Source organism: Streptomyces sp. NBC_01275 (assembly GCF_026340655.1).
Taxonomy (GTDB): Bacteria; Actinomycetota; Actinomycetes; order Streptomycetales; family Streptomycetaceae; genus Streptomyces.
Map to the genome: position 1 here is coordinate 9162414 of NZ_JAPEOZ010000001.1, position 16584 is coordinate 9178997.

The 16584-nt window shown below is 72.1% G+C and carries 13 protein-coding genes; 7 read left to right on the top strand and 6 right to left on the bottom strand.

Going from position 1 to position 16584, the window contains the following annotated elements; translation table 11 throughout:
- The first annotated feature begins 126 nt into the window (after positions 1-126).
- The 6 genes from OG562_RS40320 to OG562_RS40345 all read left to right on the top strand — a co-directional run bounded on the left by OG562_RS40320 (position 127) and on the right by OG562_RS40345 (position 8418).
- The gene (locus OG562_RS40320) at positions 127-1260 is read left to right on the top strand and encodes an ROK family protein (protein WP_266406913.1); all 1134 of its coding nucleotides are present in this window, start codon (positions 127-129) and stop codon (positions 1258-1260) included.
- Positions 1261-1537: 277 nt separating this feature from the next.
- Positions 1538-2860 carry an extracellular solute-binding protein gene (locus OG562_RS40325; protein WP_266406915.1) on the top strand — a complete coding sequence of 441 codons (1323 nt, stop codon included), beginning with the start codon at positions 1538-1540 and terminating at the stop codon, positions 2858-2860.
- 123 nt (positions 2861-2983) lie between these two features.
- The gene (locus tag OG562_RS40330; RefSeq protein WP_266406916.1) at positions 2984-3895 is read left to right on the top strand and encodes a carbohydrate ABC transporter permease; all 912 of its coding nucleotides are present in this window, start codon (positions 2984-2986) and stop codon (positions 3893-3895) included.
- A complete protein-coding gene (locus tag OG562_RS40335) occupies positions 3892-4794 on the top strand; it encodes a carbohydrate ABC transporter permease (RefSeq protein ID WP_266406918.1) in 903 nt (300 codons plus the stop codon). The genes OG562_RS40330 and OG562_RS40335 overlap by 4 nt, the downstream gene beginning before the upstream one ends.
- 2 nt (positions 4795-4796) lie before the next feature.
- On the top strand, positions 4797-6515 hold the full coding sequence (locus OG562_RS40340) for a hypothetical protein (RefSeq protein WP_266406920.1): 1719 nt from the start codon (positions 4797-4799) through the stop codon (positions 6513-6515).
- A 70-nt stretch (positions 6516-6585) separates the two neighbouring features.
- A complete protein-coding gene (locus tag OG562_RS40345; RefSeq protein ID WP_266409790.1) occupies positions 6586-8418 on the top strand; it encodes a hypothetical protein in 1833 nt (610 codons plus the stop codon).
- A gap of 3 nt (positions 8419-8421) precedes the next feature.
- On the opposite strand, the gene OG562_RS40350 is transcribed toward OG562_RS40345, so the two are convergent.
- On the bottom strand, positions 8422-9063 hold the full coding sequence (locus tag OG562_RS40350; protein ID WP_266406922.1) for a nucleoside/nucleotide kinase family protein: 642 nt from the start codon (positions 9061-9063) through the stop codon (positions 8422-8424).
- Positions 9064-9209: 146 nt separating this feature from the next.
- Here OG562_RS40350 and prcB point away from each other — a divergent pair, with 146 nt between their 5' ends.
- On the top strand, positions 9210-10064 hold the full coding sequence (prcB, locus tag OG562_RS40355; RefSeq protein ID WP_266406923.1) for a proteasome subunit beta: 855 nt from the start codon (positions 9210-9212) through the stop codon (positions 10062-10064).
- Between the two features lie 9 nt (positions 10065-10073).
- Here the strand turns inward: prcB and OG562_RS40360 are convergent, their stop codons facing one another.
- The 5 genes from OG562_RS40360 to sthA form a co-directional block, all read right to left on the bottom strand.
- On the bottom strand, positions 10074-11159 hold the full coding sequence (locus OG562_RS40360) for a DUF5937 family protein (RefSeq protein ID WP_266406925.1): 1086 nt from the start codon (positions 11157-11159) through the stop codon (positions 10074-10076).
- A 28-nt stretch (positions 11160-11187) separates the two neighbouring features.
- Positions 11188-12375 carry a M20 family metallopeptidase gene (locus OG562_RS40365; protein ID WP_266406927.1) on the bottom strand — a complete coding sequence of 396 codons (1188 nt, stop codon included), beginning with the start codon at positions 12373-12375 and terminating at the stop codon, positions 11188-11190.
- Positions 12376-12477: 102 nt separating this feature from the next.
- Positions 12478-13437 carry a hypothetical protein gene (locus OG562_RS40370; protein WP_266406929.1) on the bottom strand — a complete coding sequence of 320 codons (960 nt, stop codon included), beginning with the start codon at positions 13435-13437 and terminating at the stop codon, positions 12478-12480.
- A gap of 11 nt (positions 13438-13448) precedes the next feature.
- Entirely contained in the window at positions 13449-14921 is a 1473-nt protein-coding gene (locus OG562_RS40375) for an APC family permease (RefSeq protein WP_266406931.1), read from the bottom strand.
- 218 nt (positions 14922-15139) lie between these two features.
- Positions 15140-16543 carry a Si-specific NAD(P)(+) transhydrogenase gene (sthA, locus tag OG562_RS40380; protein WP_266406933.1) on the bottom strand — a complete coding sequence of 468 codons (1404 nt, stop codon included), beginning with the start codon at positions 16541-16543 and terminating at the stop codon, positions 15140-15142.
- Positions 16544-16584: the final 41 nt, after the last annotated feature.

Sequence of the window (16584 nt, forward strand, 5' to 3'; positions counted from 1 at the left end):
GGCCCCTGCGGGCCGTAGCGGGGCGGGAACGCGCGACGTCGGTGCATCCCATTTGCCGCAGCCCGCCGAGACGACCGGCCGGGCTCGCGGCCCGGTACCCGTGTGGGGGAAATTGTGGAACACGACGTGGCGGCGGCCCCCCGCCTGACCGAGAGTGCGAGCGCTGTATTCGCCGTGCTCGCCCAGGCGGGCAGCGCGACCCGGCCGCAGCTCGCGACCCTGGCGCGGCTGTCCAAGCCGACGGTGTCCGGCGCCGTGGCCGAACTCGAGGGCGCCCGGCTCGCCGCGCACTCCGGCACCGCCTCCAGCGGCACCGGCCGCTCCGCCGCCGTGTACCGTCTCGGGCCGGCCGCCGGAGCCGTCCTCGCCGTCGACCTCGGCCCCGCCCTGACCCGGGTGCGGGGCTGCGCCCTCGACGGCACCCTGCTCGCCGAGGCCACCACCGCCCGCGAGGACGCCGCCGACGCCGTACGCGAGGCGCTCGCCGCGCTGCCCGACGGTGTGCCGCTGCGCTCCATCGTCGTCGCCGTCGGCGACGTCGCCACGCGGGACGGGCGGGGCAGCGGTATGCGCCCCGCGACCGCCAAGGCGGGCCCGGTCTTCGACGCCGTGGCCGTCGCCCTGCCGCAGGGCGTCCCGGTGCACCTGGAGAACAACGTCAACTGCGCCGCGCTCGCCGAGCTGCACGAGGGCGCCGCCCGGGGTCGGCACACCTTCGGCTATCTGCGGATCGGCGTGGGCATCGGTCTCGGCATCGTTGTCGGGGGCCAGGTGCTGCGCGGCGCGAACGGCGCCGCCGGTGAGCTGTCCCGGCTGCCCTACCCCTGGGACGACGGCCGTGAGCCGCACCAGGAGGCCCTGGAGGAGTACATCGGCGCCCGCTCCCTGCTGCGCCGGGCCGCCGAGGCATGGCAGCGCGCGGACGGCCCGTGCCCCCGCACCACCGAGCGGCTCTTCGCCCTCGCCGGGGAGGGCGCGGCCACGGCCCGCGCCCTCGTCGGCCGGCACGCCACGGACGTGGGCCGCCTCGCCGCCGCCGTGACCGCCGTACTGGACCCCGGTCTGATCGTGCTGGGCGGCAGCACCGGCGCGGACCCGCAGCTCCTGCCCGGTGTGCGGGCCGAGCTGGCGCGGCTGAGCTGGCCCACCGACGTGGTCAGCAGCACGGTCGGGGACTCCGGCACCGTCACGGGCGCCGCACGGCTCGCGGTCGCCCGGGGAGTCCAAACCGTGACCGATGCCGCGGGGGCTAAGGATTGACGGCCTCCGACTCGGTCTGCCAATGTCCGGACAAGCGCTTTCTAAGTCGGTCGGGACACCGGCTTGGGGTGAGCCTCCCAGCCCGTACACGACGTACGGCAACCGCACGAGGGCGTGCCCGTGCGGTGACGGCCAGGACGGCCGGGGATCTCGCCCCGCGTGGACGACGCGGCCGGGCGAGGCCGCGCCCCCGGAAAGCGAATTTCCTGCAAAATGCACCCGTGCCGCCTCGGTCGGCGCCGTGCTCCGTCCCCTACGACGAAACAAGGGATCGAAGATGACCAATGTGGGTGTGCGGCGCTCCCGCCGACTCGGCCGCGGCGGCATAGGCCGCCTGGTTCCCCTCGCTGCCGTGGCCACGGCAGGTGCCCTGCTGCTCTCCGCCTGCGGGTCGGGATCCGACTCGGGCGGGACCTCCAAGTCGCTGACGTTCTGGATCTCCACGGTTCCGGGCCAGGACGCGGGCTGGAAGAAGATGGTGGCGCAGTACAAGAAGGAAACCGGCGTCAACGTCAAGCTCGTCAACATCCCCTACGACGGCTACACGACGAAGCTGCACAACGCCGCGCAGGCGAACTCCCTGCCCGACGTGGCGGCCGTCCCGGCGCTGGACCCGATCTGGTCGAGCAAGCTGATCGACCTCAAGTCCATCGCCGACAACAAGACCAACAAGATCAACGCCAACTTCATCGCCAAGGACTCGTCCGGGAAGGTGCTGGCCATCCCCTCGGACGTCACCGCGTCCGGCCTGTACATCAACAAGTCGCTCTTCGAGAAGGCCGGCGTCTCCTTCCCGACCTCGCCCGACAAGACCTGGACCTGGACCGACTTCATCAAGGCGGCGGACGAGGTCCGGGAGAAGGCCGGCGCCAAGTACTCCCTGACGTTCGACCAGTCGCCGTCCCGGCTCCGTGCCATGGTGTACGAGATGGGCGGGCAGTACGTCCACGCGGACTCCTCCGGCAAGTTCTCGGTGGACGCGGCGACCAAGAAGGCCGTGAACACCTTCGTCGGATGGAACGACGACAAGACCATGCCGAAGTCGGTGTGGACCAGCGGCGCCGACCCGTCGGCCATGTTCCAGAGCGGTGACGTGGTCGCCTACTGGTCCGGCGTGTGGCAGGTTCCCGCCTTCGCGGAGAGCATCAAGAAGTTCGAGTGGGCGAGCGTCCCGACTCCGGCCCAGCCGGTGCAGGCCAGCGACGTCAACAGCGGCGGCATGACGGTGGGCTTCAACAACAACGCCGACGCGGCCACCGCCGCGACGAAGTTCCTGTCCTGGCTGTACGAGCCGGCCCACTACCAGGCGCTGTGCGAGGCGTCCGGGTTCCTGCCGGTCGAGAGCGGTCTGAACCCGAAGTACCCCTTCAAGTCCGCGGCGGCGCAGGCGGCGTTCAAGCTGTACAACGAGTCGATCCCGCTCTACGCCCCGATCTCGGGTTACTTCAACGGCGCGCAGACGAACTGGGTGCTGAAGGGCAAGAGCCTCACCGAGGACCCGACCAAGACGGAGCTCGGCAAGGCGATCAACGGCCAGCAGTCGGCCGACAAGGCCCTGGAGAACATCGTGGCCGGCTACAACCAGCAGGTCGGCGGCTGATCGTGGGCCAGAGGGCCGGGCGGCGGGGTCGAGACGCCGCCGCCCGGCCCTGGGCGCCCACGTGATGCCGGGCTGATGACCTGAGCCGACAGCAATCCATTCCACCAGCACGGAGTCAGGAAGATGACAAAACGCGCCTCGGACGTGTCCGCGAGCCCGCCCAGGAGACGCAGTAAGTACACGCTTGCGCCGCTCGTCCTCATCGCGGCCAATGTCGTGCTCTTCTCACTGTTCTTCGTCTGGCCGGCGGTGATCGGGCTCGTCTACTCCTTCACGAACTACACGGGTGTGGGGGCGTTCCAGTTCATCGGACTGGACAACTACCACAACCTGTTCGGGGACTCCACCTTCTACGACGCGCTGAGCCGGACGCTGCTGTACGCCGTGCTCTTCGTGCCGCTGAACTTCGCGGTCTCGCTGCTCACCGCGAACCTGCTGGTGAGCAAGCACGCCAAGGGTGCGTCGGTCGCCCGCGTCATCTTCTTCATCCCCTGGCTTCTGTCGCCCATCGTCGTGGGCGTCCTGTGGCGGTGGCTGTTCGGTGAGAACTTCGGACTGGTCAACTACGTCATCGAGAAGCTCGGCGGAAGTGCCGTTCCGTGGCAGTCGAACGCGGACCTGTCGTTGATCGTGGTGGTGATGGCGGCATCCTGGGCCTGGACGGGGTTCTCGATGCTGTTGTTCATCGCGGCGATCAAGAACGTGCCGGTGTCGTACTACGAGGCGGCCTCGCTCGACGGCGCCGGCCCCTGGCGCCAGTTCTTCAGCATCACGCTGCCGAGCATCGCGCCCACCTCGTTCATCGTGATCCTGCTCAACACGATCAACGCGATGAAGGAATACCCGGTGTTCGTCGCCCTCAACAACGGCGGACCCGGCACGTCGAACAACCTGCTTGTCCAGTACATCTACGAGACCGGCTTCAAACGGGGCCAGATCGGCTACGCGAGCGCCGCGTCATTCGTGCTCATGCTCATCCTGATGGCCGTCGCGATCGTCCAGCTGATCGTCAACCGGCGGGTGGAGAACCGATGACAACCACAGACATGCCACGCCCGGTCGACGCCGATCCCGGACGGCCCGCCTCCAAGAAGCGGCCCCGCGGGGCGGCCAGCGGCGGGCTCCGGCGGGCGGTGGCCCCGACGACACTGCTGTGGATCCTGGCGTGCCTGTACGGGTTGCCGGTGCTGTGGTTCATCCTCAGCTCCCTCAAGCCGGCCAGCGACCTGTTCTCCTATCCGCTGACGCTGGTTCCGCACAACCCCACCCTGTCGGGCTACCTGACCGCGTGGCGCAGTGCCAACTTCTCCCAGTACTTCGTCAACACGGCCATCGTGTGCGTGATCACGACGGTCCTCACGGTGGGCGTCAGCTGCTGCACCGGGTACGCGCTGGCCAAGTACGACAACAAATGGCTCAAGGTCTTCTTCATCTGCATCCTGGCCACCACGATGCTCCCGTCCGAGGTCATGCTCGCCCCGGAGTTCCTGGTGGTCCGCAACCTCGGCCTCTACAACTCGTTCGCCGGCATCATCCTCCCGGCGGTGCTCACCGCGACCGGATGCTTCATGTTCCGCCAGTTCTTCCTGACGGTTCCCGACGAACTCGTGGAAGCCGCACGCATCGACGGCGCCCGCGAACTGTCGATCTTCCTGCGGATCATGGTGCCGCTCTCCCGGCCCATCATGCTGACCCTCGCCATCCTGTCCTTCCAGTGGCGGTGGAACGACTACATCTGGCCGCTGCTGATGCTCAACGACCCCAACAAGTTCACCGTGCAGATCGGCATCCAGAGCATCGTCGGCGCGCAGAACATCAACTGGTCGGTACTGCTCGGCGCATCGGTCATCTCCATGATCCCGCTGATCTTGATCTTCCTGGTCTTCCAGCGCTACGTCATGGGCGCCGACATCAATGCCGGACTGAAGGACTGACCGTGCCCACCCCGCTCGACCACGAGTTCGTCCGCGCGGCGGCCCGTGCCGCCGACCGGCAGGCCGCCCCGCAGGCGGCCTGCCCCGACGAGGAACCCGCCGGGGCGACCCACCGCGCTCTGGCACGCCGGGTGAAGACTCTGGTCGCGGCGTACCGTTCCCCGGACTCGGCACTGCACGGCAGCGGGCAGGCCGTCGCCGCCGCGATGACCCATCTCCGCGCCCTGCGGGCCGCGCAGGCCACCACCGGCCTCTTCGCCGGCGGCGACAACGTGCAGTCACCGCCGGACTCCGCCTTCACCGTCAACGACGTGTGCGACGCGCACGTCCTCGCCGCCGCCGCGGGGCCGGAACTGCGCGAGGTCACGGCCGCGCTCGCCGAGATCGCCGGCGCCGCCTCCGGCAGTCTCCTGACGGGTGGGGTGCACACCCCGAACCACCGCTGGGAGCTGTGCGCGGCGCTGGCCCGGCTGCACCGGTCGTTCCCGGACGACCGGCTGCTCGGCCGCGTCGAGGAGTGGCTCGCCGAGGGCGTCGACATCGACGCGGAGGGCCTGTACTCGGAACGCAGCGCCGTCTACGCGACCCACGTCTCCAACCCGTCGCTGATCCTGCTGGCCGAGGTCCTCGGCCGCGCCGACCTGCTCGACGCCGTCGAACGCAACCTCGCCACCACCCTGGACCTCATCAGGCCGGACGGCACGGTGGAGACCGTCCACTCGCGACGGCAGGACCAGAACCACCCGTTCCCGCTGGCGCCCTACCTGCCGCACTACCGGCTGCTCGCGATCCGCACCGGCCGGGGCGACTTCGCCCGGGCGGCGCGGCTGGCGGCCGCCGGCGGCATCGACGACCCCGACCTGCTCGCCCAGACCCTCCTCACCCCGGACCTGGGCCGCGCCCTGCCGGCCCCGGCCGCGCAGACACTTCCGCGCGACCGGTACCTCACCACCGCACGCCTCGCCGCACGCGCCTCCGCCACCGCGCACACGGTGGTGTACGGCGGCTCCGACGTGCCCGAGCACCGGCGCATCCGCTCGGGCCTCGCCTGCAATCCCACCTTCCTGCGTCTGTTCGCCGGCGACGCCGTCCTCGACGCGGTCCGTCTCTCGCGGGGGTTCTTCGACCTGGGCCCGTTCCGCGCCGCCGGCATGCAACGCCTCGCCGACAGCCGCCACCGGCTCACCGAGACCCTCACGGCCGCCTACTACCAGCCGCTTCCGACGGACCAGCGGCGGGACGACGGCGTCTACCGGCTGGTGGACGAGGGACGCTTCTCGGCCGCGATGGCCTTCCCGGACCGGCCTCGGGACGAGGTCTCACACACGACCCGCGTCGAGGTGGACCTGAGGGACGACGGCGCCGACCTGCGGATCGACATCAGCGGACCACGGGTGCCCTGGGCCCTCGAACTGACCTTCCGGCCGGGCGGCGTGCCAGAGGGCGCCGTACCGATCGGCGACGGACGCTGGTGCCTGACGACCGGGCCGATGACCTACCGGGTCGGTGACGACGAGATCCGGGTCGAGGCCGACATCGAGGCAGGCGAACCGCTCGCCGGGCCGGACCGCAGCGACGTACTGCGGTACGACCCGGGTCAGGACTACACCGTGGCGGGCGGCACCGACGCGACGACCGGGAACCGCGTCTACATCGGTGGACATGGCCCGCACACACTGACCGTCGCACTGCACGCCCGCCGGCCCGCACCCGTCGTGTGACCCCGACGATCCACGCCATGGCCACCCCAGGCATGAAGGGTTGATCCCCGTGCACCTCACGCCCCCACCCCTGTACCTCACGCACCAGCGCGGCCCGCTGCACGACCTGCCGGACACAGCCGAGGCCTACGACGCGGTCCTCGCCGACGTCGCCGAGCAGGCCCTGGCCCGCCTCACGCCGGACGGCAGCCTCGAACACCCCGACTGCACGGACGACATCGGCGACACCTCCCTCGGCATCACCTCCCTCCTCGCCCTGGCCTGGGAGCGCACCAAGGACCCGCGCCTGCCGGAGGCGGTCCGCCGCAGCCTCGCCTTCCACCTGGACCAGCGGGTCTACCGGGACGACAACCCCGGCTACCCCAACCTGAAGGTCCGCGGCTCGGGTCTGCCGTACGCCCGTTACGTCCTGGAAGCCGGCGCGCACCCCATCGGCGACTGGCCGAGCACGGCGTGGGCGCTGCTCCAGGCGGTGAACGTGCTCGACGCGGCGGACGGGCTGGTCGACGACGGCCGGCGCGCCGAACTGCTGGAGGTGGCGCACGGCTACTGGCGCTGGCTGACCGAGGCGACCTTCTTCAACCCGCAGGAGGCCGGCAACCAGGCGATCGGCTGCGTCGTGGGCGGCCTGATGCTGGCCCGCCATCTGCCCCCGGACGAGGGCGGGCCGGTCCGGGCGCGGGCGCTGGAGCTGTACGCCGAGAAGATCCGCGCCCACCGGGTCCGCGACCGGGGCGCGCTGCTGCCGCCCGAGCACGGCGGCGCGTACGACAACAACTACGGCCCGATCTCCCTGTCCTTCCTCGCCCAGGCCCACCGGGTCAGCGGCGAGGAGGTGTTCGCCGAGGACGGCGACGCGCTCGCCCGGTACATCGACGCCCGCCTCACCGGCGGCGGCTTCGACAACGGCGGCCCCCGCTACAGCGAGCAGCACTCGGCCTTCGAGTCGGTGCTCGGCCTGCGGTACTTCGGCGCCCGGATCGGCTCCGACCTGGGCCGCTACCGGGGCGACAGCCGCTGGGCCCGGCACGCGGTCAAGCCGGACGGCGGGGTCGACGGCCACTTCGCGTGGATGCTGGTCTGGCAGATCCAGGACACCACGCCCTGGACCCGCACACCCGCGAGCGGCTCCGCACGGCACCAGTTGCGCGCCGGCACGGTCTCGGTGGCCTTCGACGACCACCTGACCCCGGCGGTCGTCGAGGCGGCGGGCGCCTACTGGCTGGCGGCCGCCGTCAACCGCCAGCACGGCTTCGGACCCGTCACCGACGGCTTCCTGCTGTGCCGCCCCATGGGCGAGGTGCGCGTGCGCGACGTCCACGCCGACGGCCTGACGGCCAAGCTCGTCACCAAGCCGGTCGTCGGCCGCGACCACGTCCTTCGTTATGTGCGCTCCCTGTACGTCACCGACGGCACGACCCTGTGGACCGCGGTCGCGGTCGAACGCCTCACCGGCACCCCGTACCTGCTGGCCGGCCTGCCGTACGCCGAGGACGACGGCGACCGGGTCCGGCGTATCGCGCGGGCGGCCGTGTCCTCGGCGGGCGCGGTGCGCCTGACCCACCCCGCGGCACAGGGCGTGGAGTACTTCGACGCCCGCGCCGAACTCACCCAGGAACAGGCCGCCTTCGCCCTCGCCGCCGACCCGCGCGGCTACGGAAACCCCGACGAGGGCTGGCTCCACCTGGTCGGCTCCACGGCGCTGGAGGCGGACCCGATCGCGGACGCGCCGGACGACCTGCACGTCTTCGCGGTGCGCTACGGAACCGAGGAGCCGCTCACGGTGTCGGTGCGGCGGGACGCGGCGGGGCTGACCGTGCGGACGGACGCGTTCACGGCCGTCCTCGGCGGCGAAGACGCCTACGGAGAACCGGAGTTGACGCTGACCGCGGCCGACGCCTGACGCTCACCCCGGGCGGATCACCAGGTCCGCCCGGTCCCGCGTCGTCGCCACCAGCTCGGCGTTGCGCTGGTCGGTCCGCAGCACCCACGCCACCGCCTCCTCGTGCGCCTTGCCGAACTCCTCGTGCCGGGCGACCAGTCGGCGCAAGCGCTCGTCCTCCGCCAGCTCACAGAACCAGACCTCGTCCAGCGCGGCCCGCACCCGCGTCCACGCGCCGGCGCCGAGCAGGAGGTAGTTGCCCTCCGTCACGATCAGCCGGGCGGTCGGCGGCACCGGCACCGCGCCCGCGATCGGCTGTTCCAGCACCCGTTCGAAGCCGGGCGCGTACACGAGGTCGTCGCCGTCCCCTTCCTCTCGCAGCCGTCGGAGCAGGGCCGCGTACCCGGCCGCGTCGAAGGTGTCGGGCGCGCCCTTGCGGTCGCGGCGGCCGAGGCGGTCCAGCTCGGCGTCGGCGAGATGGAAGCCGTCCATGGGGATGTGCGCGACCCACGGCTCCCCGGCGCCGTTCAACTCCCGTACCAGACGCTCGGCGAGGGTCGTCTTGCCCGCGCCGGGACTGCCGGCGATGCCGAGCAGCGCGCGTCGGCGGCCGTCCCCGGCGAGGGAGCGGGCGCGCAGGAGCAGATCGTCGAAGGTCAGTGACACACGACAGAGTCTGCCACCGCCGTCCCGGTCCGCCGTCCGCGAGCCCCGGTGCGCGCCGCCGGGAACCGGTGGGCCGTACAGGTGTTTCCCGGCCGCCGGGTGCAGGTAGGTAGGGGAGTGTCGGAGTGGGCATCGAGGGGAGTGGCATGGTGGGCACTGGGCACGACGGTCGGCCGGCGGACGCGTTCTTCACGCCGGGAGGCTCGTCCTTCAGCGACTTCCTGGCGGTGCACCGACCCGAACTGCTCCCGACGCGCCGCCCGTTCCCCGACGGCGTCCGGGCCGCCCCGGACCGGTTCCCGCACGGCACGACGGTGCTGGCCCTCGTCTACCGCGACGGCGTGCTGATCGCCGGCGACCGCCGGGCCACCATGGGCAACGTCATCGCCCAGCGCGACCTGGAGAAGGTGCACCCGGCCGACGACCACACCGCCGTCGCCTTCGCCGGCACCGTCGGACTCGCCGTGGACATGGTGAAGCTGTACCAGGTGGAGCTGACGCACTTCGAGAAGGTCGAGGGCATCCCCATGACCCTCGGCGCGAAGGCGCGCCGGCTGGCCACGATGATCCGGCAGAACCTCGGCCAGGCCATGCAGGGCCTCGCCGTCGTCCCCCTCCTCGCGGGCTACGACACCACCGCGGCCCGGGGCGCCAGGGGCCGTATCTTCAGCTTCGACGTGGTCGGCGGGCTGTACGAGAAGTCGCCCTTCCACGCCGAGGGCTCCGGCTCCCCCTACGCCCACGGCGCGCTGAAGAAGCTGTACCGCGCCGACATGACCCGGCGCGAGGCGTCCCTGGCCGCCCTGCAGGCGCTGTACGACGCGGCCGACGACGACTCCGCCACCGGCGGGCCCGACATCAGCCGCCGGATCTTCCCGATCGTGTCCGTCATCACCGAGGACGGCTTCGAGCGGCTGCCCGAGGCGGAGACCGAGCAGCTCAGCCGCGAGATGGTCGAGCAGCGCCACACCAGGCCGGACGGGCCGAACGCCACCGCGTGACACGACGGCTCAGTACTGCAGCGCCACCGCCACGTCCCGCCCGATCCGCTCGACCGCCGCGAGGTCCAGACCGTAGTGGACGTACCGGCCGTGGCGCTCCACGCGCACCAGGCCCAGGTCCCGCAGGACGCGCAGATGGCGGGAGACCTGCGGGCGGGTCATCGACAGCCGGGCGGCCAGGTCGGCGGTGGGCATCGCCTGGCGGGCGATCAGCCGGCACAGGCGGACCCGGCGGGGGTCGGTGAGCGCCAGCATGCGGCTGCGGGCGAGCGTGACGCCCACGTCCGGGGCCACCACGGGGAAGTGCACGACGGGCGGCAGGCCCGGCTCGTTCTTCACCAGCAGATGCGGGGCGCCGAACAGGGTGGGGATGAGGACGACCGGCGTACGCGCCGGGCTGACGACCGCGTGGTGCACCTTGTCGAAGACGACCCGCTCGGGTCCGCCCGCCGTGCCGCTGTCGACCCGGGCGCTGGAGGGGCTCAGCGCCGCCAGCGCCGCCGCCGGCCCCTCGTCCGCCAGACGCCGGCGCACCTGGTGCGCGGCCCGGGCCAACACCGGCTCGGTGTCCGCCCACAGCGCGTCGAAGAAGACCCGCCGGCACAGGTCGACGAAGTCGGCGATGTCCGCGCGCAACGCCCGCGGATCGCGCAACAGGTCCTCCGCGAGCCGCAGATGGGGCCCGGCGAGCCCCGACGCGGCCTGCCGCAGCGCGGCCGCCTGCGCCGGATCGCGCAGCACCCGGTCGAAGGCGAAGCCGTGGTAGCCGCTCACACAGGTGTACGCGGTGAGTTCGGCGAACCGGTCCAGCGGCAGCGCGCCCGGCGACGCCCCGTGGCCCGGCGGGGCCGAGGCGTCCAGGCCCGGGTAGAAGGCCCGCCAGCGCAGCGCCGTCCACAGCGGGGCGAACCGGCGCAACCCCGCCCGGAACCCGGGCGGCGCCGAGCCGGTCACCTGCTCGGCCCACGCGGAGCGGCCGGCGTGGTGGGCGTGCCCGGTCAGGACGTGCAGACACGCGGCCAGTTCCGCGAAGGGCGACACGGTGACGCTGAGGCGGCCGCGCACGGCGCCGTCCAGGACGATCACGACCGACATGGTCGGGGAGTCTACGAAAGGCCCGGGGTCACCGGGCCGCCGCGCTCACGGCCCCGAACTCCGCGCGCACCTCGGCGAGCAGCTCCGGATCGGTGAGCAGGTCGGCGGCCACCTTGGCGAGCCCGGTCGCGGCGAGCTGGGCGCGGTCGTGCGCGAAGGGCGTCGCCGCCGCCTCCCGCATCGCCTCCGAGTGGGCGGGCGTACCGGCCTCGGCGATCTGGACGTACGGGTGGACGACCGGGAGGAGCTGGGAGAGGTTGCCGATGTCGGAGGAGCCGGCGGGCGCGTCCGGGGTGTCGGGCGCGATGTCCAGGCCCAGTGCGCGCACGGCCGCGCCGAAGTGCGCGGCGAGCACCGGGTTGTCGCGGCGCTCCGCGTACAAGGGACCCGTCTCGGTCACCTCCGCCCGCGTCCCCGTCGCCAGCGCAGCGCCCTCGGCCGCGCTGCGCACCCGCTCGACCAGCGCCTCGGCCGCCGCGGTCGTACGGTCCCGCACGTACAGGTCGACCGCGGCGCGGGCGGGCACCACGTTCGGGGCCTGGCCGCCGTCCGAGACGATGCCGTGCAGCCGGGCGGTCGGCGGCACGAACTGCCGCAGCGCGTCGATGGCGTGCAGGAACACCTGCACGGCGGCGAGCGCGCTGCGCCCCTCCCAGGGCGACTTCGCCGCGTGCGCGCTGAGGCCTGCGAAGGCGACCCGCAAGTGGGCTGCGGCCAGGGCGTGTTGGGTGGTCACCGACCGGTCGGAGGGGTGGAACATCACCGCCGCGTCGACCCCGTCGAACACCCCCGCCTCGGCCAGCCGCACCTTCCCGGCCCCGCCCGTCTCCTCGCCGGGCGTGCCGATCACGGCGACCGTCCCCGGATGCCCGGGCAGCGCCCGCACCAGGCCGATCGCGGCCGCCGCGCCGCCCGCCCCGATCAGGTTGTGCCCGCAGCCGTGTCCGACGCCGGGCAGCGCGTCGTACTCCGCGAGGACGGCGACGTACGGTCCCGGCGCGCTGCCCTCGTGCACTGCCACGAACGCCGTGTCGAGCCCGCCGACGCCCGCCGACACCGTGAATCCCGACTCGATCAGCCAGTCGGTCAGCGCCTGTTGGGCGTGGTACTCGGCGAACTTCAGCTCCGGCCGGGCGTGGATGCCCAGACTCACCTCGTCCAACCGGGGGCGCAGCGCGGCGAGTTCGTCGGCCAGCATCTGAAGCGAAACGGTCATGGGTCCTCCCTTGCCTGTGGTGACGCACCGTCACCTGGGACGAGCGTGCGCCCGCCGCGGCCGGCCGGACCGCCGGTTACCGCGGCCCAGGTAACCCGAGGCTCACTCGCGCACGCCCCACTCCTTGCGCCAGCGGACGATCTGCTGTGCCGGATCCCCGGTGAGCGACCAGGGGGTGGGGGTGGCCCGGCGTCCCAGGACGCGCAGGAGGGGCGCCGCCACGTCCTCCGCGCCGGCCAGACACGCCGCGTGCGCCAGATGGCTGAGGTCGCGCAGCTCGCCGGGGGCCACGGCGTTCTCCCTGCGGCCCATGATCCAGCGGTCCCAGGTGCGCCGGACGTCGCTGACCGCGCCGTCGTTGTTCCAGTGCTGACCCAGGCCCACCGGCGCGGACCGGCCCGGCGTCGCGTCGAGGGCGTGGCGGTACTCCTCGACGCGCGCGTACTGCACCAGCACCGGCAGCGGGCAGCCCCGCGGGGCCACGCCCGCCGCGTCGCGGGCGAAGTCGTACATCAGGCCGTGCGAGCCGTGCCAGCGGGCGGAGTAGTAGTGCAGCACCTGGAGGTGGCCCTCCGCGCTGTAGGGGTCCCGCCGGTGCAACTCGTCCCACCAGCGCGCCAGTTCCTGCCGGCGCACCCCCGACGGGTACAGCCGGGCGACCGAGATCAGTGACACCCACGGCGTCGGGTCGTCCAGGTACGCCTCGGTGGCCGCCAGGCACGCCAGCACCGCGCCGTCGATCCGGTTCCGGTCGATCTGCGCGCCCCGGCCCGCGGCGATGGCCAGGTTGAACGCCCGGGCCGTCTCCGTGGCCGCGCGCAGCACCAGCGCGTCGCCGCTGTTCGGTTCGGCGGCCAGCCAGCTCTCCGCGGTCGAGCTGCCCGCGCAGGCCTGTGCCAGCAGCCGGACCCGGTGGCCCCGGGCGAGCCAGTCGGGGCCGGTCGTGAGCAACAGCTCCCGCAGGCCCCGCCAGCGGCCGATGACGATGTCGTGCCGGGCGGAGGAGAGGGCCTTGTCCCCGCAGTCGGGGTCGAAGTCGGGAGCGAAACGGTCTCGCGCCATCGGGTTCCCCCTCAGAAGTCGGTCGGGAGACCCTCGTAGGAGGTGGCGTGCGCGGCCGCGCGGCCGTCGGGCGCGTAGTCGGCCTCGACGGTCCGCGAGGCGTCCAGCCGGGCGGGCCGGTAGTAGTCGCTGCCCTGCCGCCAGTACCAGAGCATCGGCGCCAGGCCCGTCGCGAGTCCGCCGACGCCGATGGCGATCGCCGCGGAGTCCAGCTCGCCGAGCGACTCCACGAGGATCCAGAACATGAACAGAGCGCCGAACAGCGGCCACAGCCCGCCGAGGAGGAAGTCCGACGGCGACTTCAGCAGTGTCTTGCGGTAGGCGACGACCGCCGCCAGACCCGCGAGGCCGTAGTAGACCGCGATCTGCAGACCGATCGCCGAGATCGCGTCGGCGAGGATGTCGCCCACCGAGCCCAGCGCGTTGGAGGCGACGAACATCGCCAGCGCCACCGCGCCGACCACCGCGATCGACACCCAGGGCGTGTTCCACGTGCGGTGCACCCGGCCCAGCGCGGATGGCATCGTACGGTCGCGGCCCATCGCGAACAGTGAGCGGGTGACCTGGATCAGGGTCGTCTCCAGCGTGGCGACGGTGGACAGCATCACGGCCACGATCAGCAGCTTGCCGCCCCACCCCGGCCACACCTCGTCGCCGAGCACCGCCAGCACGTTCGCGCCGTTGTCCTCGATCTGCTGCGAGGTGAGGATCACGTTCGCCGCGATGGTGAACACCTCGAACAGCAGGAAGACGACGCCCACCCCGATCAGCCCGGCGAGACCGGTCGTGCGGCGGCTGTCGCGGGTCTCCTCGCTGAGGTTGCTGGTGACGTCCCAGCCCCAGTAGTAGAACGCGGCGACCAGCGCGCCCGACGCGAACCCGGACACGCCGTCGAAGTGGCCGAAGCCGAGCCAGGACCAGTCGAACGGCAGCGAGGTGTCCGAGTGGACGAGGGCGAGCACCGCGAACAGCGCGAGCACGGCCAGTTCCACGCCCGACATGACCAGCTGCGCGCGGACGGTGAGCCTCGCCCCGCCGAGCACCACCGCCAGCATCACCAGGAACCAGGCGGCGCCCACGAGGGTCGACAGCGCCGTGTCGTCGGCGAGCCCCTCGTCGAAGAGGGCGAGGGTCATCGACCCGGCGGGCAGGGACCCCGCCACCATGAAGAGGGTCGCCGAGACCACCAGCGCCCAGCCGCTGAGGAAGCCCAGGAACGGATGGAGGGTGCGCCCCACCCAGGAGTAGCTGGCCCCCGCGTTGACGTCGATCCGGCCGAGTCTGCTGAACGCCAGCGCGATGCCCAGCATCGGTATCGCGCAGTACAGCAGCGCCGCCGGGCCGGCCAGGCCCACCGCGCCGGCCAGGACCGCCGTGGTGGCGGCGATGGAGTACGCCGGTGCGCTGCCCGCGACCGCCATCACCACCGTGTCGAAGGTGCCCAGGACGTTCGCCTGCAGCCCTCTTCCGGTGCCGTTGCTCATGCTCGTGCTGCTTTCCGTCGTGCACGCGACCGGAGCGGGAACCGCCCGACGGCGTAGGGGGGGGTGGGGCGCACTGTTTCTGCGTTCGGCACTGCGTCAGCGGACGGTCACACCGAGTGTGCGAGTGATGATAGCCCCAACTGTTGAGCTTTCAAGATTGACGGGCGGGTAACGTGCGCCCGCCCGCAACTTCTCCCCCAGCCCAGGTCAGTCCCCGATCAGTCCCCGATCCGGTCCAGTTGGCGCAGCCGGTTGGTGGCGTCCAGGGCCGCGACCTTGTACGACTCCGCCAGCGTCGGGTAGTTGAACACCGCGTCGACCAGATAGTCGACCGTGCCGCCGCAGCCCATCACGGACTGCCCGATGTGGATCAGCTCGGTCGCCCCGGTGCCGAAGCAGTGCACCCCGAGCAGCGTCCGGTCCACCGGAGAGACCAGCAGCTTCAGCATCCCGTGCGCGTCGCCGATGATCTGCCCCCGGGCCAGCTCGCGGTAGCGCGCGACGCCCACCTCGAACGGCACCGAGTCCTCGGTGAGTTGATCCTCCGTACGGCCCACGAAGCTGATCTCCGGGATGGTGTAGATGCCGATCGGCTGGAGCCGGTGCATCCCCCCGACCGGCTCGCCGAAGGCGTGGTAGGCGGCCGCCCGCCCCTGCTCCATCGCCGTCGCCGCCAGCGCCGGGAAGCCGATGACGTCACCGACGGCGTAGATGTGCGGCACCTGCGTCCGGTACTGCTCGTCGACCTCGATCCGGCCGCGCGGGTCCGCCGCCAACCCCGCCTTGTCCAGGTCGAGTTCGTCGGTGAGGCCCTGCCGGCCCGCCGAGTACATCACCGCGTCCGCCGGTATCTTCTTGCCGCTGGCCAGCACGGTCAGCGTGCCCCGCGGATGGCGTTCGACGGCGGCGACGGTCTCCCCGAACCGGAAGGTGACCGCCAGGTCCCGCAGGTGGTACTTGAGCGACTCGATGACCTCGACGTCGCACATGTCGAGCATCCCGGCCCGCTTCTCCACCACCGTCACCTTGCTGCCGAGCGCGGCGAACATGCTGGCGTACTCCATGCCGATGACGCCCGCGCCCACGATGACCATGGACCGCGGGACCCGCTCGATCGTCAGGACGTTGTCGGAGTCGAGGATGGTCCGCTCGTCGAACTCCACGCTGTCCGGCCGGGCCGGCCGCGTCCCCGTGGCGATCACGATGTGCTCGGCGCTGATCAGCCGATCCTGACCGGTGATCTCCCGCAGGGCGATCGTGTGGTCGTCGACGAACCGGCCTGTGCCGGCGAACAGCGAGACGTGGTTGCGGGACAGCTGGCTGCGGATGACGTCGATCTCGCGCCCGACCACGTGCTGGGTGCGCGCGGTCAGGTCGGCGACGGTGATGTCCTCCTTCAGGCGATAGCTCTGCCCGTACAGATCGCGCTGGGTGAGACCGGTGAGGTACAGCACCGCCTCGCGCAGGGTCTTGGAGGGAATGGTGCCGGTGTGGAGGGAGACCCCGCCGACCATGTCGGGGCGGTCTACGACGGCGACCCGGCGACCCAGTTTGGCCGCGGCGATGGCCGCCTTCTGGCCGCCGGGACCGGATCCGATGACGAGCATGTCGAAGTCGGGCACCCTCGGGAGTCTGACAGTGCGGGTGCCCGCAGGGAAAGGGC

Bases quoted from the DNA above. Each gene is read 5' to 3' on its own strand.
- OG562_RS40375 (WP_266406931.1), bottom strand. From the start codon at position 14,921: ATGAGCAACGGCACCGGAAGAGGGCTGCAGGCGAACGTCCTGGGCACC.
- prcB (WP_266406923.1), top strand. From the start codon at position 9,210: ATGGTGGGCACTGGGCACGACGGTCGGCCGGCGGACGCGTTCTTCACG.
- OG562_RS40335 (WP_266406918.1), top strand. From the start codon at position 3,892: ATGACAACCACAGACATGCCACGCCCGGTCGACGCCGATCCCGGACGG.
- OG562_RS40370 (WP_266406929.1), bottom strand. From the start codon at position 13,437: ATGGCGCGAGACCGTTTCGCTCCCGACTTCGACCCCGACTGCGGGGAC.
- OG562_RS40365 (WP_266406927.1), bottom strand. From the start codon at position 12,375: ATGACCGTTTCGCTTCAGATGCTGGCCGACGAACTCGCCGCGCTGCGC.
- OG562_RS40360 (WP_266406925.1), bottom strand. From the start codon at position 11,159: ATGTCGGTCGTGATCGTCCTGGACGGCGCCGTGCGCGGCCGCCTCAGC.
- OG562_RS40330 (WP_266406916.1), top strand. From the start codon at position 2,984: ATGACAAAACGCGCCTCGGACGTGTCCGCGAGCCCGCCCAGGAGACGC.
- OG562_RS40325 (WP_266406915.1), top strand. From the start codon at position 1,538: ATGACCAATGTGGGTGTGCGGCGCTCCCGCCGACTCGGCCGCGGCGGC.